General features: G+C 70.6%; 19 protein-coding genes. 14 read left to right on the top strand and 5 right to left on the bottom strand.

Features of this window, described 5'->3' with window-relative positions; all coding sequences use genetic code 11:
* Window positions 1-2: 2 nt before the first annotated feature.
* A complete protein-coding gene (locus ACIBK6_RS20715) occupies window positions 3-1,406 on the top strand; it encodes a sensor histidine kinase (RefSeq protein WP_399052738.1) in 1,404 nt (467 codons plus the stop codon).
* Between the two features lie 55 nt (window positions 1,407-1,461).
* Here ACIBK6_RS20715 and ACIBK6_RS20710 read toward each other — a convergent pair whose 3' ends face one another.
* Window positions 1,462-2,457: a TAXI family TRAP transporter solute-binding subunit gene (locus ACIBK6_RS20710; protein WP_399052737.1), complete on the bottom strand. Its 996-nt coding sequence runs from the start codon at window positions 2,455-2,457 to the stop codon at window positions 1,462-1,464.
* 69 nt (window positions 2,458-2,526) lie between these two features.
* On the opposite strand from ACIBK6_RS20710, the gene miaB reads away from it, so the two are divergent.
* Window positions 2,527-4,014 carry a tRNA (N6-isopentenyl adenosine(37)-C2)-methylthiotransferase MiaB gene (gene miaB / locus ACIBK6_RS20705; RefSeq protein WP_399052736.1) on the top strand — a complete coding sequence of 496 codons (1,488 nt, stop codon included), beginning with the start codon at window positions 2,527-2,529 and terminating at the stop codon, window positions 4,012-4,014.
* A gap of 98 nt (window positions 4,015-4,112) precedes the next feature.
* Entirely contained in the window at window positions 4,113-4,814 is a 702-nt protein-coding gene (locus ACIBK6_RS20700) for a class III extradiol dioxygenase subunit B-like domain-containing protein (RefSeq protein ID WP_399052735.1), read from the top strand.
* Between the two features lie 111 nt (window positions 4,815-4,925).
* Here the strand turns inward: ACIBK6_RS20700 and ACIBK6_RS20695 are convergent, their stop codons facing one another.
* Window positions 4,926-5,168, bottom strand: a complete 243-nt coding sequence (locus tag ACIBK6_RS20695; RefSeq protein ID WP_399052734.1) for an antitoxin — start codon at window positions 5,166-5,168, stop codon at window positions 4,926-4,928.
* 20 nt (window positions 5,169-5,188) lie between these two features.
* Window positions 5,189-5,467, bottom strand: a complete 279-nt coding sequence (locus ACIBK6_RS20690; RefSeq protein WP_399052733.1) for a hypothetical protein — start codon at window positions 5,465-5,467, stop codon at window positions 5,189-5,191.
* Window positions 5,468-5,649: 182 nt separating this feature from the next.
* On the opposite strand from ACIBK6_RS20690, the gene miaA reads away from it, so the two are divergent.
* The 6 genes from miaA to hflX all read left to right on the top strand — a co-directional run bounded on the left by miaA (window position 5,650) and on the right by hflX (window position 13,813).
* A complete protein-coding gene (miaA, locus tag ACIBK6_RS20685; protein WP_399052732.1) occupies window positions 5,650-6,588 on the top strand; it encodes a tRNA (adenosine(37)-N6)-dimethylallyltransferase MiaA in 939 nt (312 codons plus the stop codon).
* Window positions 6,589-6,695: 107 nt separating this feature from the next.
* Window positions 6,696-7,274 (top strand): hypothetical protein, encoded by a 579-nt coding sequence (locus tag ACIBK6_RS20680; protein WP_399052776.1) that lies wholly within the window; start codon window positions 6,696-6,698, stop codon window positions 7,272-7,274.
* 64 nt (window positions 7,275-7,338) lie between these two features.
* Window positions 7,339-8,202 (top strand): diaminopimelate epimerase, encoded by an 864-nt coding sequence (gene dapF / locus ACIBK6_RS20675; protein WP_399052731.1) that lies wholly within the window; start codon window positions 7,339-7,341, stop codon window positions 8,200-8,202.
* A gap of 207 nt (window positions 8,203-8,409) precedes the next feature.
* Window positions 8,410-10,494, top strand: coding sequence for a RelA/SpoT family protein (locus ACIBK6_RS20670; protein ID WP_399052730.1), 2,085 nt, complete (start codon window positions 8,410-8,412; stop codon window positions 10,492-10,494).
* A gap of 131 nt (window positions 10,495-10,625) precedes the next feature.
* Window positions 10,626-12,083 carry a M1 family metallopeptidase gene (locus tag ACIBK6_RS20665; RefSeq protein ID WP_399052729.1) on the top strand — a complete coding sequence of 486 codons (1,458 nt, stop codon included), beginning with the start codon at window positions 10,626-10,628 and terminating at the stop codon, window positions 12,081-12,083.
* A 227-nt stretch (window positions 12,084-12,310) separates the two neighbouring features.
* Window positions 12,311-13,813, top strand: coding sequence for a GTPase HflX (hflX, locus tag ACIBK6_RS20660; protein WP_399052728.1), 1,503 nt, complete (start codon window positions 12,311-12,313; stop codon window positions 13,811-13,813).
* A 117-nt stretch (window positions 13,814-13,930) separates the two neighbouring features.
* Here hflX and ACIBK6_RS20655 read toward each other — a convergent pair whose 3' ends face one another.
* Both ACIBK6_RS20655 and ACIBK6_RS20650 read right to left on the bottom strand, forming a co-directional pair.
* A complete protein-coding gene (locus tag ACIBK6_RS20655) occupies window positions 13,931-15,100 on the bottom strand; it encodes a trypsin-like serine peptidase (RefSeq protein ID WP_399052727.1) in 1,170 nt (389 codons plus the stop codon).
* A gap of 174 nt (window positions 15,101-15,274) precedes the next feature.
* Entirely contained in the window at window positions 15,275-16,498 is a 1,224-nt protein-coding gene (locus ACIBK6_RS20650; RefSeq protein WP_399052726.1) for a hypothetical protein, read from the bottom strand.
* 334 nt (window positions 16,499-16,832) lie between these two features.
* Here ACIBK6_RS20650 and ACIBK6_RS20645 point away from each other — a divergent pair, with 334 nt between their 5' ends.
* The 5 genes from ACIBK6_RS20645 to ACIBK6_RS20625 are packed head-to-tail and all read left to right on the top strand — an operon-like array spanning window position 16,833 to window position 25,155.
* Complete coding sequence (locus tag ACIBK6_RS20645; protein ID WP_399052725.1) at window positions 16,833-18,230, top strand: diaminobutyrate--2-oxoglutarate transaminase family protein; 1,398 nt, start codon at window positions 16,833-16,835, stop codon at window positions 18,228-18,230.
* 37 nt (window positions 18,231-18,267) lie between these two features.
* Window positions 18,268-20,151: an IucA/IucC family protein gene (locus ACIBK6_RS20640; RefSeq protein WP_399052724.1), complete on the top strand. Its 1,884-nt coding sequence runs from the start codon at window positions 18,268-18,270 to the stop codon at window positions 20,149-20,151.
* A gap of 32 nt (window positions 20,152-20,183) precedes the next feature.
* Window positions 20,184-21,089, top strand: a complete 906-nt coding sequence (locus ACIBK6_RS20635; protein WP_399052722.1) for a GNAT family N-acetyltransferase — start codon at window positions 20,184-20,186, stop codon at window positions 21,087-21,089.
* Window positions 21,090-21,149: 60 nt separating this feature from the next.
* Complete coding sequence (locus ACIBK6_RS20630; protein ID WP_399052721.1) at window positions 21,150-23,147, top strand: IucA/IucC family protein; 1,998 nt, start codon at window positions 21,150-21,152, stop codon at window positions 23,145-23,147.
* A 37-nt stretch (window positions 23,148-23,184) separates the two neighbouring features.
* Window positions 23,185-25,155, top strand: a complete 1,971-nt coding sequence (locus ACIBK6_RS20625; RefSeq protein WP_399052720.1) for an ATP-dependent DNA helicase — start codon at window positions 23,185-23,187, stop codon at window positions 25,153-25,155.
* Window positions 25,156-25,206: the final 51 nt, after the last annotated feature.

Here is a 25,206-nt window from a genome sequence, read left to right as displayed (position 1 = left end):
CGGTGCGCACCCGACTTCTCCCGCTCCTCATCTTCCTGCTCGCGCTCGTCCTGGTCGCGTTCGGCTTTCCGCTCGCTCTGAGCGTGGCCGGCGCGCAGCAGCAGAGAGTGGTCGTCGACCGGATCGACGACACCGCGCGCTTCGCCGCGCTGGCCCAGTTCGTCACCGCCACCGACGGCAGCGACACCAACAGCGCGGAACGGCTCACCACTTTGGAGGAGGAACTCACCCGCTATTCGAACCTGTACGGGATCAACGCGGGCGTCTTCTTCCGCAACGGCAGCGCCATGGCGAGCGCCCCCAGGGGCTGGCACGTACCCGACAAGGGTGAGGGGTACGTGGCCTTCCACGAGGCCCTCGCCGGGCGCCGCAGCCACGACCCGGTCCAGGTGTATCCATGGCAGCGAGGGCGCCTGGTCGTGGCCTCACCCGTCGTGCGCGAAGGCGATGTGATCGCGGTCGTGGTCACCGACTCGCCCACCGGGCGCATGCGGTCCGACACTCTGCACGGCTGGCTCCTCATCGCGGCCGGCGAGCTCGCCGCGATGCTGCTCGCGGTGGGCGCGGCGTTCCGGCTGACCGGCTGGGTGCTCAGACCCGTACGTGTCCTGGACGCCGTCACCCACGACATCGCGACCGGACGCATGAACTCACGCGTCGCGGCGGCCGGCGGGCCCCCGGAACTCAGAAGGCTGGCCCGCTCGTTCAACGAGATGGCGGACAACGTCGAAGAAGTGCTGGAGCAGCAGCGCGCCTTCGTCGCCGACGCCTCGCACCAACTGCGCAACCCGCTGTCCGCCCTGCTCCTGCGCATCGAGCTCCTCGCGCTCGAACTCCCCGACGGGAACGAGGAGATCGCCTCCGTGCGCACCGAGGGCAAGCGCCTGGCCCAGGTCCTCGACGACCTCCTGGGCCTGGCGCTGGCCGAACACGCCGCCGCCGACCTCCAGCTCACCGACATCGGCGCGCTCGCGGGGGAGCGGATCGCTGCGTGGCGCCCGCTGGCCGAGGACAAGGGCGTACGGCTGATCGCGGACGGCTCGGCCGCCGCCACCGGCTGGGCGGACCCGGTGGCGCTTTCCAGCGCCCTGGACGCCGTCATCGACAACGCGCTGAAGTTCACCCCCGAAGGGGAGGAGGTACGGGTCACCGTCGCGGTCGACGGACCCAGGACCACCGTGACCGTGACCGACCACGGCCCCGGTCTGTCCGATGAGGAACTGGCCCGGATCGGCGACCGCTTCTGGCGGGCGAGCCGCCACCAGAACGTCAAGGGCTCCGGCCTCGGCCTCTCCATCTCGCGCGCCCTGCTCGCGGCCGGCGGCGGCACGATCGCGTACGCCCATCACGAGCCGCACGGCCTGCGCGTGACCGTGACCGTGCCGCGCACGCAGCCGGGCGCGTGAGGCCGGATACACGGCTGACGGCTGACGGCTGACGGCTGACGACACCCGTCCTACCTCACGGCTTGACCGAGAGGTAGTAATCACGAGCCCCCTCATGCAGCGGCAGCGGATCCGTATAGATCGCCGTCCGCAGATCCACCAGTTGCGCCGCATGCACCTCGCGCCCGATGCGGTCGCGGCTGTTTATCACCGTGCGGGTGAAGCCCTCGGTCAGCGCCGCGTTCGTGCGATCCGTGGTGACGAGCAGATTCGCCACGGCGATCGTCGGCACGGGGGCGCCCTGCTGCGCCTTGGGGTAGGCGTCGGCGGGCATGGTCGCCGCCCGGTAGTAGCCGGTGCTGCCGTCCGCCTTGTGTAGGGCCGACACCAGGTCGGCGAGGGGGACCAGCCGGATCGGGTACTCCTCGGACAGTTTCAGGACAGCCGTGGTCGGCAGCCCGCCGGACCAGAAGAAGGCGTCGATCCGCTGGTTCCGCAGCAGGTCGGGCATGGTGTCGATGCCTGCGGGAACGGGGGCGATGTCCTTCTCAGGGTTCAGTCCAGCGGCCGTGAGCAGCCGCCCGGCGAGCAGCCGCACCCCGGAACCCTCCTGCCCGACGGCGACCCGCTTGCCCCGGAGGTCCGCGACCGAGCGCACCGGGGAGTCGCTGGGCACCACCAGCTGTACGTAGTCGTCGTAGAGCCGGGCGCAGCCGCGCAGCCGGTCCGCGCCCGCGGTGTTGTCCTTGCGGAACTTGTCGACGGAGTCCGCCGTGGCGATCGTGAAGTCGGCGGTGCCGTCGGCCAGGCGTTGGAGGTTCTGCTGCGAACCCTGGCTCGTCCTGAGATTGACCCGGACGTCCGGCAGGTCACTGGCCAGCGCCTGTTGCAGCAGCTCGCCGTAACGCTGGTAGACCCCGGTGCGTACGCCCGTACTGAAGTCGATGGTGCCCGAGGGCGACTGGCTGCTGAACGGAAAGAGCCACCACAGCAGCAGCCCGAAGGCGACCACGGCGGCCGCGGCGCCTTGGACGGCCCGGTTGCGGCCGAGTCGGGACAGGGCGGGGAGCATGGCTGGATCCTGCCAGTTCATTCCCCGCGAGGACCAGGGGGCGCCGGGCCCCGTACCCTGGTGTACGAGATGAGCGCGAAGACTTACGAGGTGCGCACCTACGGGTGCCAGATGAACGTCCACGACTCCGAGCGGCTGTCCGGCCTCCTTGAGGGCGCCGGTTACGTCCGTGCGCCCGAGGGCGCCGATGGTGATGCCGATGTCGTCGTCTTCAACACCTGCGCGGTGCGGGAGAACGCCGACAACAAGCTGTACGGCAATCTCGGCAGGCTCGCGCCGATGAAGACGAAGCGGCCCGGCATGCAGATCGCCGTCGGCGGCTGCCTCGCCCAGAAGGACCGCGACACCATCGTGCAGCGGGCCCCCTGGGTCGATGTCGTCTTCGGCACGCACAACATCGGCAAGCTGCCGGTGCTGCTGGAGCGCGCCCGCATCCAGGAGGAGGCGCAGGTCGAGATCGCCGAATCCCTGGAGGCGTTCCCGTCCACGCTGCCGACCCGCCGCGAGTCCGCCTACGCTGCCTGGGTCTCCATCTCCGTGGGCTGCAACAACACGTGCACCTTCTGCATCGTCCCCGCGCTGCGCGGCAAGGAGAAGGACCGCCGTCCCGGCGACATCCTCGCCGAGATCGAGGCGCTGGTCGCCGAGGGCGTCTCCGAGATCACCCTGCTCGGGCAGAACGTCAACGCGTACGGCTCGGACATCGGTGACCGCGAGGCCTTCAGCAAGCTGCTGCGTGCCTGCGGGAACGTCGAGGGCCTGGAGCGGGTCCGGTTCACCTCACCGCACCCGCGCGACTTCACGGACGACGTGATCGCCGCCATGGCCGAGACCCCGAACGTGATGCCGCAGCTCCACATGCCGCTGCAGTCCGGTTCGGACACGGTCCTCAAGGCGATGCGCCGCTCGTACCGGCAGGAGCGTTTTCTCGGGATCATCGAGAAGGTGCGCGCCGCCATTCCGCACGCCGCCATCTCCACCGACATCATCGTGGGCTTCCCCGGCGAGACCGAGGATGACTTCGAGCAGACCATGCACACGGTCCGCGAGGCCCGGTTCGCGAACGCGTTCACCTTCCAGTACTCCAAGCGCCCCGGAACTCCGGCGGCGACCATGGACGGACAGATTTCAAAGGATGTCGTTCAGGATCGCTACATGCGCCTGTCCGCCCTCCAGGAAGAGATCTCCTGGGAAGAGAACAAGAAGCAGGTCGGCCGCGTTCTCGAGGTCATGGTCGCCGAGGGCGAGGGCCGCAAGGACGGCTCCACCCGGCGACTCTCCGGCCGTGCCCCCGACAACCGTCTCGTCCACTTCACGAAGCCGGACGAGGACGTGCGCCCGGGCGACGTGGTGACCGTGGAGATCACCTACGCGGCCCCGCACCACCTGCTCGCCGAAGGGCCGACGACCGGTGTACGCCGCACCCGTGCGGGAGACGCCTGGGAGAAGCGGAACGCGGCTCCGGCCCAGAAGCCCGCAGGCGTGATGCTCGGCCTGCCGTCGATCGGCGCCCCGGCGCCCCTGCCGGAGCCCACGGGCGGCTGCTCGGTGCTCTAGAAGGTGTCCGGTTGGGCCAGGGCCGGGCCCTGCACGACCGGACACCGCCGGCCCGGACCCCAGGGTTCCGGTGCCGGAACGGGGCTAGGCTGCGGCTCATGCTCGTAGCCGCCGCCGTCTGCCCCTGCCCGCCCCTCCTCGTGCCCGAGGTCGCCGCCGGCGCCGCGCCGGAACTCGACGCGGCGCGCGACGCCTGCGCCGATGCCGTCGGGGTGCTCGCCGCATCCCGGCCCGACCTCCTCGTGGTGGTCGGACCGGCCCAGGGCGGCGGGTCCTACCGGCAGGGGGCGGTGGGGTCGTTCGCCGGGTTCGGCGTGGACCTTTCCGTACGCCTCGGGCCGGTCGAGCCCGCGGAGTCCGAGCTCCCGGCGTCACTCGCGGTCGGCGCCTGGCTCCTGGAGCGGGCGGGATGGGCGGACGCGCCCGTGGCGGGACTCGCCGTCGATCAGGAACTGACCCCCCAGCTGTGCGCCGGCGCGGGAGAAGAACTCGCCGCCCGGGCCGCCCGGGTCGCCCTGCTCGTCATGGGAGACGGCAGCGCCTGCCGCACCCTCAAGGCGCCCGGCTACCTCGACGAGCGCGCCGCGAGCTTCGACGAGGTCGTGTCGGCGGCCCTGGGCGCCGCCGACACCCGCACACTGTCGGGCCTCGACGACCGGCTGGCGTACGACCTGAAGGTGGCCGGACGCGCTCCCTGGCAGGTCCTCGCGGGCGCGGCCCGGAACGCGGACCTCGCCGGACGGATGCTCTACGAGGACGCGCCCTACGGAGTCGGCTACTTCGTCAGCGTCTGGTCCTGAAACCCGAAGTCCTGGAACACCCGAAATTCTGACAGCCGCCGGTACGAGGCGGCGAGCACACGGCGGAGGGCCGTGGAGCGGACAGCTCCACGGCCCTCCGGCGCGCGTGGTTCAGGACGCGGACGGTGGCGGCGTACCGCCGTCGTCCTTGTGGGAGATCCGGCCCAGGGCTTCCTTGGCCTTGCCCGTACCCGACTCGATCTTGTCGCTGTACTTGCCCTTGGTCTTCTCGTCGACCAGTTTGGCGGCCTTCTCCAGACCGTGGTCGATCTTGTCCCCGTGCTGCTGCGCGAAGTCCGAGACCTTGTCCTTGGCCGGGGCCAGCTTGGCTTTCAGATTATCCAGGAAACCCATGGGGCACCTTCCCTCGGGGACTACTTGCGGGCGCTCTCGCCGGCCTCGCTGTCCGCCACTTCCTCGGCGGACTGCTGCTTGGGGATCTCGACCCCCTCCGCGGCCGCGGCCTCGGTGGGTTCCGCCGCCTCGGTCTGCGAGACATCCTCGGTCACCTTGGAAGCCTCAACCGGGGAGTCCGCCGTTTCGGCGGCGCCCTCGACTTCCGGGTCCGCCGTCAGCGTGGCAGCCTTCACTTCCTCGGTCGACTCCGCGACAGCCTCGTCGGCCTTACGGCGAAACCTTGAAAAAACGCCCATATCTACTCCATAGCGTACTCGTGTGGGCGAAATCCCGCGCCAACCGGAGCGCCTCATTGCGTCGCCCGGGGGCACCGGTCAACAAACCGGCGTTCGGAACCTCGCAACAGGCAACGAACCCAGCCGTGCCCCGTCACGTAGCTCGTTCGAGGAGGGCTGCCGAGGTTTGCGAGACTGTGACGGTGAGAAGCGCAGCTCCCGCACCGCGGGTCATCGCCGTCGTCGGCCCGACAGCGGCCGGAAAGTCCGATCTGGGTGTCTTCCTTGCCCAGCAGCTCGACGGCGAGGTCGTCAACGCCGACTCCATGCAGCTCTACCGGGGGATGGACATCGGTACCGCAAAGCTGACGCTCGAAGAGCGCGGCGGCGTCCCGCACCACCTCCTCGACATCTGGGACGTGACGGAACCTGCGAACGTCGCCACTTATCAGAAGCTTGCCCGCGCCGAGATCGACCGGCTGCTCGCAGCGGGACGTACCCCGGTCCTGGTCGGTGGTTCCGGACTGTATGTGCGCGCCGCGATCGACGTGCTCGAATTCCCGGGAACCGACCCGGAGGTGCGCGCCCGCCTGGAGCGCGAACTGGACGAGCAGGGCTCCGGCGCCCTGCACGCGCGACTGGCGTCGGCCGACCCCGAAGCGGCCCGCGCGATCCTGGCCAGCAACGGCCGCCGGATCGTCCGAGCGCTCGAAGTGATCGAGATCACCGGGCAGCCGTTCACGGCCAATCTCCCCGGGCACGAATCGGTCTACGACACGGTCCAGATCGGTGTGGACGTCGGCCGGCCGGAGCTCGATGAGCGGATCAGCCTGCGTGTCGACCGGATGTGGGAGGCGGGTCTGATCGAGGAGGTGCGGGTGCTGGAGGAGCGCGGGCTGCGCGAGGGGCGTACGGCGTCACGGGCGCTCGGTTACCAGCAGGTTCTCGCGGCGTTCGCCGGGGAGTGCACCGAGGACGAGGCGCGCGCCGAAACCGTACGCGCCACCAAACGCTTCGCGCGCCGTCAGGACTCCTGGTTTCGACGCGATCCCCGCGTCCATTGGCTGAGCGGTGCCGTGGAGCACCGGGAGGAACTCCCGCGTCAGGCGCTGGCGTTGGTCGAACGAGCGGTTACAGCCTGATCACGTGATGGCATCGGGACGCTCCGCCGGTCATTGCGGCACTGTCGCGCGTGCCATCATCAAACTTCGATCGACCAGTGGAGTCCGAGTTGGGAGGGCGCGTGGCGATGGAGGCCGGCCCTCGCGACAGAGAGCAAGGATCGCGGGAGGACGCCGCGCTCCCGCGCTCGACGGATCACGATTCCGCGTCCCCGGAGGTTTCGGAAGCGGAATCAGCAGAAGGCAACGCTGATGCCGGGCGCTCCCCGGAAGCAACGCCCTCGGTGCTGGGGTCCACGGTGCTCGGCGCGTCCGGACTGAGCCCGGACGGGCCGGAGGACGGCTCCGTCGGTGCCGTGTCCGACGGCGGTGAGGTCGAGGTCGAGCTGCGGCCCCAGCCTCGGCTGAGGATCTGGCAGCTCGCCCCCATCGTGATGCTCGCGGCGCTCGGCTCGCTCATGTTCGCGTTCCCCCTCGCCTTCGAATTCGGCGACGGCGGACCGGTCGTGGCCATGCTCGGCCTCCTCATCAGCTGCTGCGCCGCCGGATGGGGCATGATGGCCGCCCGCCGCGTCGGCCACACCTGGCCGGGCCTGCCCACCAGAGGATCCGGCGAACGCCCCGACTGGCGGGTCCTCGCCCTCTACGTCGGCCTCGCCTGCGTACTGGTCGCGCTCGCGGTCTGGCGCGTCGCCCGGCTCCGCTGAGCCCGGCGGCCACTGGGGGCAGCCGTCCCGTACGGGTGTCAGTGCGTCCCCGTACGATTGACGCGTGAACACCTCGCCGATCGCCTTCCTCAAGGGCCACGGGACCGAGAACGACTTCGTGATCGTGCCCGACCCGGACAACGCCATCGACCTGCCCGCGGCCACCGTCGCCAGGCTCTGCGACCGCCGGGCCGGAATCGGCGGCGACGGCCTGCTCCATGTCGTGCGCAGCGCCGCACACCCGGAGGCCAAGGCCATGGCCGACGAGGCCGCATGGTTCATGGACTACCGCAACGGCGACGGCTCGATCGCCGAGATGTGCGGCAACGGGGTACGTGTCTTCGCCGGCTATCTGGAGCGGGCCGGGCTCGTGGAAGAGGGCGACGTGGCAGTCGCCACCCGCGGCGGCATCAAGAAGGTGCACATCGCCAAGGGCGGCGACATCACCGTCTCCATGGGGCGCGCCGTGCTCCCCGATGAGGGCGTCACGGTCACCGTGGACGGCCGCAGCTGGCCCGCGCGCAACGTGAACATGGGCAACCCGCACGCCGTCGCCTTCGTGGCCGACCTGGACCACGCGGGCAACCTGTTCTCGGCACCGCCGTTCACCCCCGCGCACGTGTATCCGGACGGAGTGAACGTCGAGTTCGTCGTGGACCGCGGCCCCGGACACGTGGCCATGCGGGTCCACGAGCGCGGCGCGGGAGAGACCCGCTCCTGCGGCACCGGCGCCTGCGCGGTCGCCGTAGCCGCCGCGCGCAGGGACGGAGCGGACCCCGCGGTCACCGGCGCCCCGGCCGCGTACACCGTGGATCTTCCCGGCGGCACCCTGCTCATCACCGAGTACCCGGACGGCGAGATCGAGATGACCGGACCCGCGGTGATCGTCGCCGAAGGCGTCATCGATCCGGCGCTCCTGGCCGGCTGACCGGCCCGCCCGAGGAGCCCGCCACATCCTGATCGGTCCGGTCGGGACCGAAACGGCCGTGTCCTGAACCTTCGCTCGAATGGGTGATCCGTTTCACGCTGAGCGAGAGCGGGACTGCGCCACGTGGTGGGCTCGGTAGCATCAAGCACCGGTACGGAGGGACACGCCGGTCCCTCCACCACCGGTCGATGCTGCCGGAGGTGCCCCATGAGTGCAGAGGCCACAAATCCTGGTGCTCAGAGCCGCCGACGCGGTCGCCCCCGGATCGACCTCCGCAGACTGGGACGCGCGGCGCTGCTGGGACCCGTCTCCCGGGACCGGCTGCCGGACGCCATCGGCCATGTGGCCGACGCGCACCGCGCCCACCACCCCGACGCCGACCTGGCCGTACTGCACCGCGCGTACGTCCTTGCCGAAACGTCCCATCGCGGGCAGTTCCGCAAGAGCGGCGAGCCGTACATCACCCATCCCCTCGCCGTGACGCTGATCCTCGCCGAACTGGGCGCCGAAACAACGACGTTGACCGCTTCCCTCCTCCACGACACCGTCGAGGACACCGAAGTGACGCTCGATCAGGTGCGGGCCGAGTTCGGTGAGGAAGTCACCTATCTGGTGGACGGCGTCACCAAGTTGGAGAAGGTCGACTACGGCGCCGCAGCTGAACCGGAGACGTTCCGCAAGATGCTGGTCGCCACCGGCGACGACGTACGCGTGATGTCGATCAAACTGGCCGACCGGCTGCACAACATGCGCACCCTCGGTGTGATGCGTCCCGAGAAACAGGCCCGGATCGCCAAGGTGACCAGGGACGTTCTCATCCCGCTCGCCGAACGCCTCGGCGTCCAGGCCCTCAAGTCCGAGCTGGAGGACCTGGTCTTCGCGATCCTGCACCCCGAGGAGTACGAACACACCCGGGTCCTGATCGCGGGCAACTCCGGCACCGTCGATCCGTTCACCGGGATCGCCGACGGCGTACGCGGGGTGTTGCGGGAAGCCGGGATCAACGCCGAAGTCCTCATCAGGCCACGCCACTTCGTCTCCGTACACCGGGTGCAGCTCAAACGCGGTGACCTGCGCGGTACCGACTTCGGCCGCCTTCTCGTCCTGGTCGCCGAGGACGCCGACTGCTATGCCGTCCTGGGCGAGCTGCACACCTGTTTCACGCCGGTCGTCTCCGAGTTCAAGGACTTCATCGCGGCGCCCAAGTTCAACCTGTACCAGTCGCTCCACACCGCGGTCGTCGGCCCGAGCGGCGAAGTCGCCGAAGTCCTCATCCGCACGCACCAGATGCACATGGTCGCCGAGGCCGGGGTGATCGCGCTCGGCAACCCCTATGCGGCGGGCCCCGGCGACGGGCCGCAGCAGGCGGGGGACGAGCGCGAGGACCCGACCAGGCCCGGCTGGCTCTCCCGCCTCCTGGACTGGCAGCAGAACGCGCCCGACCCCGACACGTTCTGGTCCTCGCTCCGCGAAGAACTGGCGGAGGACAGCGAGATCACCGTCTACGGCGCCGACGGCCGCACCCTGGGCCTGCCGGCCGGCGCGAGCTGTGTCGACGCCGCCTACGCGCAGTACGGGGAGGATGCCCACGGCTGCATCGGCGCGCGCGTCAACGGCCGCCTGGCGACGCTGAGTACGGTGCTGGGCGACGGCGACACCGTGCAGCTGCTGCTGACCCAGGACGCGTCCTCGGGGCCGTCGTCCGACTGGCTCGACCACGCCAGGACCCCGGCCGCCCGGATCGCGATCACCGGTTGGCTCGCCGTCCACCCGGAGGGCGCCAAAGTGCCGGCCGTGGCGCCCCGGCCGCAGGTCAACGTCCCCGCCGGCCGGCGGGCAGCCGCCAACGCGATGACCGACCTGCCGGATGTGACGGTACGTCTCGCGGGCTGCTGCACACCCGTACCACCGGACGCGGTCACCGGCTTCTCGGTGCGCGGGGCGGCGGTGACCGTCCACCGCCGGGAGTGTCCGGCCGTGGCCCGCATGCAGGCGGGGGGACGGGCGCCTGTGGAGGTGCGCTGGGGGGACGCCGTGGAATGCAGGGTGACCCTGGTCGCCGAGGCATTCGGCCGTCCACGCCTCCTCGCCGACCTCACGGAGGCCATCGCCATCGCCGAGGCGGCGGTCGTCTCGGCCACCGTGGAACCCCCCAGCGAACAACGGGTCCGGCACACCTACACCCTCCAACTCCCGGACGCCGCAGGCCTTCCCGCGCTCATGCGGGCCATGCGCGATGTGCCGGGGGTGTACGACGTGAGCCGGGCGCAGCATCCTGCTGCTGCGGGGTGACGGATGCCGGCTGAGCCCCATCAGCATCTGACATCCGCCCCCTGGCACCCCGCAACCTCCCCCGCCCCTCGTTAGAGTGGATCAACGCGAGTCGCCGTCGTACCCGGCTGCCGCCCTGGTAGCCGTAGTGCATGCCGCTCACCCCGCGCCGCCCCCGCCGACTGCGTGCCGCGCTGCTGGCCGCCGCCGCAGCATCCGTAGTCGCCGCAGCCATGCCCGCCCCCGTGCCGCTCGGCATCGGGGACCCGCTGTTCCCGCATTTGGGCAACCCGGGGTACCACGTGCTCTCGTACGACATCGGGCTCACGTATCTCGGGGACAACAGGAAGCCGATGGAGGCCGTCACGACCATCGATGCCGTCGCGACGGGCGGACTTGAGCGGATCAATCTCGACTTCGCCCGGGGCCAGGTGCACGACGTCGAAGTCAATGGCCAGTCCGCCGAGTTCGCCAGCGCCGACGAGGATCTGGTGGTCACTCCGGAGCGCCCGGTGTACCCCGGTGAGCCGCTGCGGATCACGGTGCGGCACACCAGCGACCCCAACGGCGCGCGCGACGGCGGCTGGGTGCGCACCACCGACGGTCTGGTGATGGCCAATCAGGCCGACGCCGCCCACCGGGTGTTCCCCTGCAACGACCACCCCTCCGACAAGGCGTTCTTCACCTTCCATGTGACCGCCCCGCCGGACGTGACGGTCGTCGCCAACGGTCTGCCGACCGCGCGTGAGCGGCACGGCGCCAGGATCGTGTCCACGTACCGCACCAGCCACCCCATGGCGACCGAGCTGGCCCAGGTGTCGATCGGCCATTCGGCGGTGCTGCACCGGGAGGGGCCGCACGGGCTGCCGATCCGCGACGTGGTCCCGGCGGCGGACAAGGCGAAGCTGGAGCGCTGGCTGAAGAAGACGCCCGCGCACATCGCCTGGATGGAGCGCCAGGTCGGGACGTACCCGTTCGAAACGTACGGGGCGCTGATCGCGGGGGCCGACACCGGGTTCGAGATGGAGACGCAGACGCTCACGCTGTTCGAGCGGTCGCTGTTCGTCCGCCCCGAGTTCCCCGAGTGGTACGTCGAGTCGGTCATGGTGCACGAGCTGGCGCACCACTGGTTCGGCGACAGCGTCTCACCCCGCATGTGGTCGGACCTCTGGCTGAACGAGGGGCACGCGACCTGGTACGAGGCGCGGTACGCCGAGGAGTACGGCAAGCGGTCCATGGAGCAGCGGATGCGGAATGCCTACGCCCTGTCCGACGGCTGGCGGGCTGCGGGCGGGCCGCCGGCGAAGCCCAGGCAGGCCGCGCCCGGGCAGAAGATCGGCATCTTCCGCCCGATCGTCTACGACGGCAGCGCGCTGGTCCTCTACGCCCTCCGCCAGGAGATCGGGACGAGGGCCTTCGAGCGCCTCGAACGGCGCTGGGTGCGCGACCACCGGGACTCCACTGCCACGACCGCCGACTTCTCCGCGCTGGCTTCGGAGATCGCCGGGCGTGACCTGTCGGGGTTCTTCACGGCGTGGCTGTACGGGGAGAAGACGCCGCCGATGCCCGGCCATTCGGACTGGCACAGCCAGCCACCGAAGCACGCCTGACCGGCCACCGGCCCGGTCTGCCGGGGACCGGCGCCGCCAGACCGGGGCAGGGCCGGAAAACCGGGGTGACGGCCCTGGAGACGCCGTGCGACCATCGTTCACGTCGGCGGCGCCGCCGGGGCCGGATTCCGTTCGGGAATCATTCGGGTCCATTACGCGTTGTGACCGACACAGCCGGAATTCCCTCGGGGACTCCGGTCCGGAATTCCAACGACGTAAAGGATCCAATGACCTCCTCTTCATCCCCTTCCCAGGACGAGCAGAGCTTCGCGGACACGCACCGCACGGAGAGCCTTCGGGCCGATGCCCTGATGGAAGAGGACGTCGCCTGGAGCCACGAGATCGACGGAGCGCGGGACGGCGACCAGCTGGACCGCTCCGAGCGTGCCGCGCTGAAGCGCGTGGCGGGCCTCTCCACCGAACTCGAGGACGTCACCGAGGTCGAGTACCGGCAGCTGCGCCTGGAGCGCGTGGTGCTGGTCGGCGTATGGACCACGGGGACGCTCAAGGACGCGGAGAACTCACTCGCGGAGCTCGCGGCCCTCGCCGAGACGGCGGGCGCCCTGGTGCTCGACGGCGTCTACCAGCGCCGCGACAAGCCCGACCCGGCCACCTACATCGGCTCCGGCAAGGCGCAGGAGCTGCGGGACATCGTGCTGGAGTCCGGCGCGGACACGGTGGTCTGCGACGGTGAGCTCAGCCCGGGCCAGCTGATCCACCTGGAAGACGTCGTCAAGGTCAAGGTGGTCGACCGGACCGCGCTGATCCTCGACATCTTCGCCCAGCACGCCAAGTCCCGTGAGGGCAAGGCGCAGGTGTCGCTGGCGCAGATGCAGTACATGCTGCCGCGGCTGCGCGGCTGGGGTCAGTCGCTGTCCCGGCAGATGGGCGGCGGCGGGTCCAGCGGCGGCGGTGGCATGGCCACCCGTGGTCCCGGTGAGACCAAGATCGAGACGGACCGCCGGCGGATCCGCGAGAAGATGGCGAAGATGCGCCGGGAGATCGCGGAGATGAAGACCGGCCGCGAGATCAAGCGCCAGGAGCGGCGCCGCAACAAGGTGCCGTCGGTCGCCATCGCCGGATACACCAACGCGGGCAAGTCATCGCTGCTCAACCGCCTCACGGGCGCGGGCGTGCTGGTGGAGAACGCGCTGTTCGCCACCCTCGACCCGACGGTTCGCCGCGCCGAGACGCCCGGCGGGCGGCTGTACACGCTGGCGGACACCGTCGGATTCGTACGGCATCTGCCGCACCACCTCGTAGAGGCGTTCCGATCCACCATGGAGGAGGTCGGGGATTCCGATCTGATCCTGCACGTGGTGGACGGCTCGCACCCCGCGCCGGAGGAGCAGCTCGCCGCCGTGCGCGAGGTGATCCGCGATGTGGGCGCCGTCAATGTGCCCGAGATCGTGGTGATCAACAAGGCAGACGCGGCGGACCCGGTCGTGCTGCAGCGGCTGCTGCGGATCGAGCGGCACTCCATCGCGGTCTCGGCCCGCACCGGCGAAGGCATCGAGGAGCTGCTCGGGCTCATCGACACCGAACTGCCGCGCCCCGAGATCGAGATCGAGGCCCTGGTGCCCTACACCCACGGGCAGCTGGTCGCCCGGGCGCATGCCGAGGGCGAGGTGATCTCCGAGGAGCACATCGCGGAGGGCACCGTGCTCAAGGCGCGGGTGCACGAGGTGCTCGCCGCCGAGCTGGCCCCCTATGTGCCGGCCGCGCACTGAGCGTACGTACCGCCCGCCGCTGAGCGGGTGGTTCGCTGGCCCGCATGACGCAAGACCGGTATGACGTGAGGCCCGCCCCCTCGTAGGAGGGAGCGGGCCTCAGGTCGTATCCGGGTGTTACTGGCCGCCGAACTTCGCGCTCATCGAGTCGAAGAGCGCCTTGGCGCCGGCACCCAGCTGCGGGCCGGCCAGCCAGCCCGAAGTGACCGGGCCGATCGACGTGTTGGAGACCAGCTGCGACTTGCCGTCGGGGCCGTTCATGAACCAGCCGCCGCCGGAGGATCCGCCCGTCATGGTGCAGCCGATGCGGTACATCGCGGGCGTGCCCGGGCTGATGGAGAGCTGGCCGGGACGGTCGACGCACTTGAACATCTGGAGACCGTCGTACGGGGGCGCCGCCGGGTAGCCCCAAGCGCCCATCGCCGCCACGGACTTGGCCTGCGGCGCGGAGAAGTTGACGGTCAGCGCGTTGCCGACGGTCTCTTCGAGAGACTTGGAGCCGTTCTCCGGCTTCACGTGGAGGACCGCGTAGTCGTACGGGGCACCCGTGCCGCCCGTCGGGCCGCCGTCGCTGATCCACTCATTGGACGTCGAGGCCCAGTCGGCCCAGTACACGCCGTAGGGGGCGATCTCCTGCGGCTTCGCGTTGTTCAGCGCCGCCGCCGACTTGCCCTGGTCGTTGTACGACGGGACGAAGGCGATGTTGCGGTACCAGCCGCCGGAGCCGCCCTGGTGGACGCAGTGGCCCGCGGTCCACACCATGTTGGACTTGCCCGGGTGGGCCGGGTCCTTCACGACGGTGCCCGAGCACACCATGGAGCCCTCGGGGGAGTCGAAGAAGACCTTGCCGACCGGGGCCGCGAAGTCGTGGTACGGCAGCTTCTCCTGGACGGCCTTGACGGGCGCGGGCTCGGGGTCGGAGATGCCCGTACCGCCGTTGACGTCACCGGCCGCCATGGTCTTCTGCGGGTCCTTGGCGGACTTCATCCGGTCAGGCTTCCACAAGCCGGAGATCACCGGGTTGACGAAGTCCTTGGCCTCACGAAGCCACTTGTCCTTGTCCCAGTTCTTCCAGTCGCCGTTCTTCCACTTGTCCAGGTCGACCCCGTGCTTCTTGAGGGTCTCGGCCAGGTCGGCGGGAGAGGCGGAGTCGCCCTTGCCCTGGGCGGAGCTCGATGCGGACGGCTTGCTGTCCGCGTTGTCGCCGCCCGGACCGCACGCGGTGGCGGTGAGCGCGAGAGCCGCGGCGAGGCCGGAAGCGGCCAGCAACGGACGTATGGAACGCATGAGAACGATTCCCCCTGATGAGCCTGCCCCACACGGGCAGGTTTTGCCATGAACTTGTCAGTACGGTGGGCGGACGTGTGCACGGTCGCCCACCGCGCAGCCCCCTACTATGCCTGCTCGGCGCAGGGGGTACGAACGGGGGCCCCGGGCGTTCACAGGACCCCCGCAATGCGTCTACTGGCTCGCGTACTTAGTGCTCACCGAGTCGTAAACACCCTTGGCCTCCTTGCCGAGGCGTGGACCGGCCAGCCAGCCCGCCGTGACCGGGCCGATGGAGGTGTTCGAGACGAGCGACTGCTTGCCGTCCGAGCCCGTGGCGATCCAGCCGCCGCCGGAGGAGCCGCCGGTCATGGTGCAGCCGATGCGGTACATCGTCGGGGTGCTCGCATCCAGGGAGAGCCGACCCGGCTTGTCCTGGCACTGGTACAGCTTCTGGCCGTCGTAAGGAGGCGCGGCCGGGTAGCCGTTCGCCGTCATGGCGCTGATCTTCGGCACGGCCGGGGCGTTGAAGTCCACGGGAAGCGCGGCGCCGACGGTCTCCTCGAGCGACTTGCCGTTGGAGTTCTTCTCCGGCGTCACGTGCAGCACGGCGAAGTCGTACGGGGCGCCGGTGCCGCCCGTCGGGCCGCCCTGCTCGATCCACTGCTGCGAGGTCTGCGCCCAGTCGGCCCAGAAGACGCCGTACGGAGCGATCTGCTGCTTGGTCGCCTTCTGCAACTGCGCCATCGGCAGGTTGGAGCTGTTGTAGGAGGGGACGAAGGCGATGTTGCGGTACCAGCCGCCCCTGGCGCCCGCGTGCACACAATGGCCCGCGGTCCACACCATGTTGGACTTGCCGGGGTGCGCCGGGTCCTTCACGACGGTCGCGGAGCAGACCATCGAGCCCTCGGGGCTGTCGAAGAACAGCTTGCCGAGCTCAGGAAGGCTCTGGTGGTACGGAGCCTTCACGGCCGCGGCCTTGACGGGCGCCGGCGTCGGATCCGTCACGCCCTTGTCGCCGGAGATGTCGTTGGGGACGGCCTTCTCCGGGGGCTTGTCCGCCTTGCGCATCCGCTCCGGGTCCCACAGGTCCTGGATGATCGGGTTGACATAGTCCTTCGCCTCACGAAGCCACTTGTCCTTGTCCCAGTTCTTCCAGTCGCCGTTCTTCCACTTGTCCAGGTCGATCCCGTGCTTCTTGAGCTGGTCCTTCACGTCGTCCGGGATCTGCAGCTTGTCGGCGCCGCCCGCGGTCGCCGAGGCCGACGGCTTGCTGTCGGCGTTGGAGCTGCCCGGACCGCACGCCGTGGCGGTCAGTGCGAGCACGGCCGTGAGGCCGAGCGCGGCCACCACGGGGAGGGCCCCGCGACGCGCTCTCCTCCCCGTGCGCTCGGCGCGAGTCGGGCGTGTCGGTCGCATGTCGTATTCCCCCTGGAACTTCGTCATCACAGCGTCTTCGTCTTCTGAACTCGTGAACAGCGGCACCGCTGGACGGTGCCTCAGTGCGGCCCCCACTATGCCGGTGCCGGAGGGGACGGTACCCGGCAGGGCCGCGGTTCCGACCCGCAGTCCCGTCCGGCCGCTCCGGTAAGGCCAACCTTGCCCGGAGGCAAGGAACTTCCGGACAGGCCGTGATCCTCCGATCCCGGCGTCGTTGGTACGTACGGGGGACATCAGGACAGCGTTCAGCGTGGGCGTACGCACCGCGCAACGGACGCGATACGGAACCGTCACAGCGGGAGGACCAGTAGTCGTGGCCGTGACCGAACCAGCTCCGACGGCGCTGCCCGCCACCCATGAGGGAATCCTGCGACGGCAGTCCCTCCGGGAGTCGGCTGCCCGGACGTATGCCCGCTCGCTGCCCATCGTGCCGGTGCGGGCCCGCGGACTGACGATCGAGGGCGCGGACGGGCGGCGCTATCTCGACTGCCTCTCCGGGGCAGGGACGTTGGCGCTCGGGCACAACCATCCCGTGGTGCTCGAAGCGATCCGCAAGGTCCTCGACTCGGGGGCGCCGCTGCACATCCTCGATCTCGCGACGCCCGTCAAGGACGCCTTCACCACGGAGCTGTTCGCCACCCTGCCGCGCCAACTCGCCGAGAACGGGCGCATCCAGTTCTGCGGACCGGCCGGCACGGACGCGGTGGAAGCCGCCCTGAAACTGGTCCGCACCGCCACCGGCCGCACCGGAATGCTCGCCTTCACGGGTGCCTACCACGGCATGACGGCCGGCGCCCTCGCCGTCTCCGGCGGCGCCCCGGACGTACGGGTGACCCGGCTGCCCTATCCGCAGAACTACCGCTGCCCGTACGGAATCGGCGGCGAGCGCGGGGCCGAACTCGCCGCCCGTTGGACCGAGAACGTGCTCGACGACCCCAAGGGCGGAGTCCCCGCACCGGCCGGCATGATCCTCGAACCGGTGCAGGGGGAGGGCGGGGTGATCCCGGCGCCCGACGCCTGGATGCGCCGCATGCGCGAGATCACCGAGAGCCGGTCCATCCCGTTGATCGCCGACGAGGTGCAAACCGGAGTCGGGCGCACCGGCACCTTCTGGGCCGTCGAGCACAGCGGGGTGGTGCCCGATGTGATGGTGCTCTCCAAGGCCATCGGCGGCTCGCTGCCACTGGCCGTGATCGTGTACCGGGACGGCCTCGACGCGTGGGTACCGGGCGCGCACGCCGGCACGTTCCGCGGCAACCAGCTGGCCATGGCGGCCGGGACGGCCACCCTCGCGTACGTCCGGGAGAACCGGCTCGCCGACCGGGCGGCCGTCCTCGGGGCCCGGATGCTCGGCCACCTGGAAGGGCTCGCCGCCGACCACCCGCACATCGGCGAGGTACGGGGGCGCGGCCTGATGATCGGCGTCGAACTCGTCGACCCGGAGCGCGAGGACCTCAGCTCGGGCAACCCGCCGCCCCCCGCGCCCGCGCTGGCCGCCGCGGTGCAGCAGGAGTGCCTGCGGCGCGGGCTCATCGTCGAACTCGGCGGCCGCCACTCCAGTGTCGTACGGCTGCTGCCGCCGCTCACCCTCACCGATGAACAAGCCATGGCCGTCCTGGAGCGGCTCGCCGACGCCCTGGCCGCCGCTGCGGGCTCCCCGCAGTCGAGGCACATCGCGCGCCGACGGACCGAGGCCGGACCGTCCCACTGACCCTGGATCACCACACGAGCTACCGAGGAAGACCGCCGTGAATCCCACTCCCGCACCCGATGCGCACGAGGCCGAGGGCCACCCCACCGCCCCCTGCGGCCCGCTGGTGGCCGAGCCGATGACGGTTCCGCACCAGAAGACAGGGATCCACGACGAACGACTGACCACCCCCGACGATCCCGGTCTCGGCTCCGCCGACCCGCTGGACGATCCCGATCCGCAGGCCGCCGCCGAAGCGGCCGCCGTGGAGAACCTGCTGCGCTGCTGGGTACGGGAGAACGATCTCGCCGCGCCCGACGGACCGGTGCTGCGCATCCCCCTCGCCGCCAGCGGCACGGCTCTGCTGGTGCCCGTGCCGTACTGGTCGGGCACCGGCTGGCACCGGTTCGGCAGGCCGTCCCTGGAGGGCGGCCGGCAGGGCGCCCCGCCCGCCGACGCCGTCACGGTCGCCGCCCTTCTGGGGCGCGAGGCAGGCCAGCGCGAGGGCGCCGACCTGGTGGGCCGGGTCGCCGATTCCGTCCGGCGCACCGCCGACTTCATCGCCGAGCGGCGCACCCGCCCCGGCCCCTGCGCAGCAGCCGATCTCTTCCTCACCGCCGAACAGTCCCTCCTCCTCGGCCACCCGCTGCACCCCACCCCGAAGAGCCGCGAGGGCCTCTCCGAGGCCGAAGTGCGCCGGTATTCGCCCGAGTTGTACGGGTCCTTCCCGCTGCACTGGATGGCCGTCGCCCCTTCCGTACTGGCCACCGATTCGGCCTGGGCGGAGGACGGCCGCACCATCGCCGCCGCACAGCTGGCCCAGCGCTTCGCCGACAGGCTCCAACTCCCGCCGGATACCGCCCCGTTGCCCCTGCACCCCTGGCAGGCCCGCGACCTCGTGCAGCGCCCCGCCGTCGCGGCACTGCTCGACGCCGGGCTCCTGCACGACCTGGGTCCGCACGGCGGCGACTGGTATCCCACCTCCTCCGTGCGCACCGTCCACCGCCCCGGCGCCGACGCCATGCTCAAGCTGTCCCTCGGCGTACGCATCACCAACTCCCGTCGCGAGAACCTCCGTAAGGAACTCCACCGGGGCGTGGAGGTCCACCGTCTGCTGCGGGCCGGTCTCGCCGAGGAGTGGCAGTCCGCCCACCCCCGCTTCGACATCGTCCGCGACCCGGCCTGGCTCGCCGTCGACACCCCGGACGGCGAACCCGTGCCGGGGCTCGACGTCCTGTTCCGCCACAACCCCTTCGGACCCGGCGACGACGCCGTCTGCATCGCAGGACTGACCGCGCCGCGCCCCATGCCGGGCCGTACCGGAACGCACTCGCGCCTCGCCGACATCGTGCGCCGGCTCGCCGCCCGGACCGGCCGGCCCACCACGGCGGTCTCTGCCGAGTGGTTCCTGCGCTACCTCGACCAGGTCGTACGCCCCGTGCTCTGGCTGGACGGCACCGCCGGCATCGCCCTCGAAGCGCACCAGCAGAACACCCTCGTCCTGCTCGACCCCAACGGCTGGCCCGTAGGCGGCCGTTACCGAGACAACCAGGGCTACTACTTCCGCGAGTCCCACCGAGCCGCCCTTGACCGTCGCCTGCCCGGCATCGGCGCCGTCAGCGACACCTTCGTCCCCGACGCCGTCACCGACGAGCGCTTCGCCTACTACCTCGGCATCAACAACATCCTCGGTCTCATCGGCGCTTTCGGCGCCCAGCACCTCGCGGACGAACGCGTACTCCTCGCAGCGCTGCGCCAGTTCCTCACCCGGGCCACTGGCCTCGGCTCGCCCCTGTCCGCCCAACTCCTGGACAGCCCGAGCCTGCGCTGCAAGGCCAACCTGCTGACCCGGCTGCACGGCCTGGACGAACTCGTCGGCCCGGTCGACACCCAGTCGGTCTACGTCACCATCACCAACCCCCTTCACACCCCCGGAACATGACCCGTACGAATTGCTGAGAGAGGAACGTCGCCGTGCCTCCCACCGATGCGAGCACCGACGCCGGCGCTGGCCCGACCCCCCAACCGGGGGAGGAGGCCGAGGACACCCTGGACCTGCAGTTGCCCGACGAGCTCATCGCCCTGTTCGCTGACGGGGCTGCCGGATCGGACGGTTCGGCCCCGGACGCGTCGGGCGAACCCCTCGGGGCCGGTCTCGCCGACCGGCCGGGAGCCGCCTGCGCGCCCACGGCCGATGCCGCCGCACAGGGACCTCTCCACGCTGACAGCACCCGCCCTGGACCCGGCACTGCCCCGCGGCTGCTGTCAGGCGGTGCTCCTCGGCGGGTCACCGCCCACCCCGTCGCGCACGATCTGCTCGATTCCCCCGGCGACTGGGCACCGGCCACCACACCGGTCGGCGTGTTCCACCTCGTACCCGTACGTCTCGAACGAGACCTCCCTCTCCTCACCAAGTGGATGAACGACCCTGCCGTGGCCGCCTTCTGGGACCTGGCCGGGCCCGCGTCCGTCACGGCTGCCCATCTGCGCGGCCAACTGGACGGCGACGGCCGTAGCGTGCCCTGCCTCGGCGTCCTCGGCGGAACCCCCATGAGCTACTGGGAGATCTACCGCGCGGACCTGGACCCGCTGGCCCGTCACTATCCGGCCCGTCCCCATGACACTGGCGTGCATCTGCTCATCGGCGGAGTCACCGACCGCGGCCGAGGCGTCGGAACCACCCTGCTCCGGGCCGTCGCCGACCTGATCATGGACAACCGCCCGCACTGCCCCCGCGTGATCGCCGAACCCGATCTGCGCAACACCCCCTCCGTCTCCGCGTTCCTCAGCGCCGGCTTCCGCTTCCACGCGGAAGTCGACCTCCCCGACAAGCGAGCGGCCCTGATGGTCCGCGACCGCGCGCTCAGGAACCTGCTGTGAACGCCTCGCCGCTCCGCACCCACCACCCGCCCCGCATCGGTTCCACCCCGAGGAGTCTCCGTGCCGAAACCTCCTTCTCCCCATGACTCCTACGGCGCCCTCGACCCCGAAGCCCCGCCCGGGCTGCTGGCCCCGCCCGGGCTGAACCGCGAGGCCTGGGACCGCGCGGGACGCCTCCTCCTCGCGAAGATGATCGGTGCCTTCGCATACGAGGAGATCGTGAAGCCAACGGTAGGACCCGCCACTGACAATGCCGGTCCGGCCGGGAAAACCGCAGGTCAGTACCGGTTAATGCTGGACGACGGCGGCACGTTGGCCTTTCGGGCCAAGCGCGGCGCGTACGGCGGCTGGCTGGTGGAGCCCGATTCCGTCCGGCTCATCGGCCAACCTGCCGGAAGCGGCGGGGGGTCCGGTCACGGGCCTGCCGCAGCCGTCGGCGATCTCGCTGACCAGACCGCCACCGGCGTCGAAGGGCCTGGCAGCCAAGGCGCGACCGGCCACTCCCGCACGGCCCCCGAAGGCCAACCCTTCGGCGACCCGATCCGCTTCCTCGCCCTGGCCCGCCGAACCCTGGGCATCGACGGTGCCACCTTCGGCCACGTCGTACGGGAACTCACCGCCACGCTGTCCGCCGACAGCCGGCTGCACGCCGGGGCACTGCCCGCCGCCCAGCTCGCCGAACTCGGCTACGCGGAGCTGGAAGGCCACCAGACCGGTCACCCCTGGCTCGTGCTCAACAAGGGCCGGCTGGGCTTCTCCGCGGACGACGCCGCACGCTGGAGCCCGGAAGCCCGCACTCCGGCCCGGCTGCCCTGGATCGCGGTCCGCAGGGACATCGCGACCTACCGCGGCGTCGAGGCGCTCGCAACGCCGGACCGCCTCTACGACCGCGAACTCGACGCGCCCGTCCGCGAGTCGTTCGCCGCGGCGCTCCGGGCCAGAGGCCTCGACCCGGCCTCCTACCTCTACCTGCCGGTACACCCCTGGCAGTGGACGGAGATGATCCTTCCGCTCTTCGCCCCCGCCGTTGCCGACAACGCCATCGTGCCGCTCGCCACCGACGGCGACATGCGGCTGCCGCAGCAGTCCATCCGCACCTTCCTCAACCTCGCGCGGCCCGATCGCCACACCGTGAAACTGCCGCTGTCCATCCTCAACACCTTGGTCTGGCGCGGGCTCCCCACGGAGCGAACCGTCGCCGCCCCCGCCGTCACGGCCTGGGTGCAGGGCCTGTGCGAGGCGGACGCCTTCCTGCGGAACGGCTGCCGGGTGATCCTGCTCGGCGAGGTGGCCTCGGTCGCCGTCGAGCATCCGCTGTACGACCACATCGATGAAGTCCCGTACCAGTACAAGGAGTTGCTCGGGGCGATCTGGCGTGAGCCGCTGCAGCCGAGACTCGCCCCGGGCGAACGGGCCCGGACGCTTGCCGCGCTGCTTCACACCGACCCGGAGGGACGCGCCTTCACGGCCGAACTCGTCGCCCGCTCAGGCCTGGCGCCCCGGGTATGGCTGCGCCGCCTGTTCGGAGCCATGCTGCCGCCGCTGCTTCATTTCCTCTATCGCTACGGAACCGTCTTCTCGCCGCACGGCGAGAACGCCATCGTCGTCTTCGACGACCAGGACGTTCCCGTGCGCCTCGCGATCAAGGACTTCGTGGACGACATCAACGTGAGCGCCGAGCATCTGCCCGAACACGATTCGATGCCGGAAGACGTTCGGAAGATCTTGCTCACCGAGGCGCCCTCCTTCCTCACTCAATTCATTCATTCGGGGCTCTTCGTGGGTGTCTTCCGGTTTCTGGCTCCTTTGTGCGAGGACCAACTGGGCGTCCCCGAGGCCGACTTCTGGGCACTCGTACGCGACGAGATCCTGCGGCACCAGGCGCGTTTCCCCCACGACAAGGACCGCTACGAAACCTTCGACCTGCTCGCTCCCCGGATCGAGCGGCTCTGTCTCAACCGGAACCGTCTGTATACCGATGGCTACCGGGACCGCCCCGAGCGGCCGCACGCCACGGTCCACGGCACGGTCGTGAACCCTCTCGCTCCGGCGGAGTGATCGGATTGTCAGTGGCGAGCCTTAGGGTGGTCTGGCTATGACAAAGCCTTCACTCCCCGAGCTCCTGCACGCCGCCGTCACCGCCGTCGGCGGTGTGGAGCGGTCTGGCCAGGTCACCATGGCCACGGCTGTCGCCGACGCCGTCGACGACAGCTCCCACCTGCTGGTCCAGGCCGGGACGGGCACCGGAAAGTCCCTCGGCTATCTGGTGCCGGCCCTGGCGCACGGGGAGCGTGTCGTGATCGCCACGGCGACACTGGCGCTCCAGCGGCAGCTCGTGGAGCGCGACCTGCCGCGCACGGTGGACGCGCTGCATCCGCTGCTACGGCGCCGCCCGCAGTTCGCCATGCTGAAGGGCCGCTCCAACTATTTGTGTCTGCACCGCCTCCACGAGGGTGCGCCGCAGGACGAGGACGAGGGCCTCTTCGACCAGTTCGAATCGGCCGCGCCCACCAGCAGGCTCGGCCAGGACCTGCTCAGGATGCGGGACTGGGCGGACGAGACGGAGACCGGCGACCGCGACGACCTCACGCCGGGCGTCTCGGACAAGGCATGGGGCCAGGTCTCGGTGTCCTCGCGCGAGTGTCTGGGCGCGACGAAGTGCGCGTACGGGGCCGAGTGCTTCGCCGAGATGGCCCGCGAGCGCGCGAAGCTCTCCGACGTCGTCGTCACCAACCACGCGCTGCTCGCCATCGACGCGATCGAGGGTGCCCCGGTGCTCCCGCAACACGAGGTACTGATCGTGGACGAGGCCCATGAGCTGGTCTCACGGGTCACCGGTGTCGCCACCGGCGAGCTCACCCCCGGCCAGGTCAACCGGGCCGTGCGGCGCAGCGCCAAGCTGGTCAACGAGAAGGCGGCCGATCAGCTCCAGACCGCCGCCGAAGGCTTCGAGCGGCTCATGGAGCTGGCCCTGCCCGGCCGCCTGGAGGAGATCCCGGAGGATCTCGGCTATGCGCTGATGGCGCTGCGTGACGCCGCCCGTACGGTGATCTCGGCGATCGGATCCACCCGCGACAAGTCCGTCCAGGACGAGGACGCCGTGCGCAAGCAGGCCCTCGCCATGGTCGAGAGCGTGCACAACGTGGCGGAGCGCATCACCAACGGCTCCGAGTACGACGTCGTCTGGTACGAGCGCCACGACCGCTTCGGCGCCTCGTTGCGGGTCGCCCCGCTCTCCGTGTCCGGGCTGCTCAGGGAGAAGCTCTTCGCGGACCGCTCAGTCGTCCTGACCTCTGCCACCCTCAAGCTGGGCGGCGATTTCAACGGGGTGGGCGCCTCGCTCGGTCTCGCCCCGGAGGGCACTGGCGGCGAGGACGCGCCGCAGTGGAAGGGCCTCGATGTCGGCTCGCCCTTCGACTACCCCAAGCAGGGCATCCTCTACGTCGCGAAGCACCTGGCCACGCCGGGTCGCGAGGGCTCGCGCGGCGACATGATGGACGAGCTGGCCGAACTGGTCGAGGCGGCCGGCGGCCGCACCCTCGGCCTGTTCTCGTCGATGCGGGCCGCCCAGGCGGCCGCCGAGGAACTGCGCGGTCGGCTGGATCATCCGATCCTGCTCCAGGGCGAGGAGACGCTGGGTGAGCTGATCAAGACGTTCGCCGCCGACCCGAAGACCTGCTTGTTCGGCACACTGTCTCTGTGGCAGGGCGTCGATGTCCCCGGGCCGAGCTGCCAGCTGGTGATCATGGACCGGATTCCGTTCCCGCGCCCCGACGACCCGCTGATGAGCGCCCGCCAGAAGGCGGTGGAGCAGGGCGGCGGCAACGGCTTCATGGCTGTGGCGGCCACCCACGCCGCGCTGCTCATGGCTCAGGGCGCGGGCCGTCTCGTACGGGCGACCGGGGACCGGGGCGTGGTCGCGGTACTCGATCCGCGGCTGGCCAATGCCCGCTACGGCAGCTATCTGCGGGCCTCACTGCCCGACTTCTGGTACACCACGGACCGTAACCAGGCGCGTCGCTCGCTCGCGGCGATCGACGCGGCGGCCAAGGCCGACGGCAAGTAGGGCTGGACCCGCCCGTGGCGTACCGCTGGCGCGCGGGCTGGCACCGGGCCG

This window comes from Streptomyces sp. NPDC050485 (assembly GCF_044458185.1).
GTDB lineage: Bacteria > Actinomycetota > Actinomycetes > Streptomycetales > Streptomycetaceae > Streptomyces.
Note: the sequence above shows the minus strand (reverse complement) of the source record. Positions and strands in the feature narration are given on the sequence as shown.

What these genes read in the sequence shown, in the direction of transcription:
- hflX (WP_399052728.1), top strand. Translation starts at nt 12,311, where the DNA reads ATGACCTCCTCTTCATCCCCTTCCCAGGACGAGCAGAGCTTCGCGGAC.
- ACIBK6_RS20625 (WP_399052720.1), top strand. Translation starts at nt 23,185, where the DNA reads ATGACAAAGCCTTCACTCCCCGAGCTCCTGCACGCCGCCGTCACCGCC.
- ACIBK6_RS20665 (WP_399052729.1), top strand. Translation starts at nt 10,626, where the DNA reads ATGCCGCTCACCCCGCGCCGCCCCCGCCGACTGCGTGCCGCGCTGCTG.
- ACIBK6_RS20695 (WP_399052734.1), bottom strand. Translation starts at nt 5,168, where the DNA reads ATGGGTTTCCTGGATAATCTGAAAGCCAAGCTGGCCCCGGCCAAGGAC.
- ACIBK6_RS20690 (WP_399052733.1), bottom strand. Translation starts at nt 5,467, where the DNA reads ATGGGCGTTTTTTCAAGGTTTCGCCGTAAGGCCGACGAGGCTGTCGCG.
- ACIBK6_RS20650 (WP_399052726.1), bottom strand. Translation starts at nt 16,498, where the DNA reads ATGCGACCGACACGCCCGACTCGCGCCGAGCGCACGGGGAGGAGAGCG.
- ACIBK6_RS20655 (WP_399052727.1), bottom strand. Translation starts at nt 15,100, where the DNA reads ATGCGTTCCATACGTCCGTTGCTGGCCGCTTCCGGCCTCGCCGCGGCT.
- miaB (WP_399052736.1), top strand. Translation starts at nt 2,527, where the DNA reads ATGAGCGCGAAGACTTACGAGGTGCGCACCTACGGGTGCCAGATGAAC.
- ACIBK6_RS20700 (WP_399052735.1), top strand. Translation starts at nt 4,113, where the DNA reads ATGCTCGTAGCCGCCGCCGTCTGCCCCTGCCCGCCCCTCCTCGTGCCC.
- ACIBK6_RS20680 (WP_399052776.1), top strand. Translation starts at nt 6,696, where the DNA reads ATGGAGGCCGGCCCTCGCGACAGAGAGCAAGGATCGCGGGAGGACGCC.
- ACIBK6_RS20670 (WP_399052730.1), top strand. Translation starts at nt 8,410, where the DNA reads ATGAGTGCAGAGGCCACAAATCCTGGTGCTCAGAGCCGCCGACGCGGT.
- ACIBK6_RS20710 (WP_399052737.1), bottom strand. Translation starts at nt 2,457, where the DNA reads ATGCTCCCCGCCCTGTCCCGACTCGGCCGCAACCGGGCCGTCCAAGGC.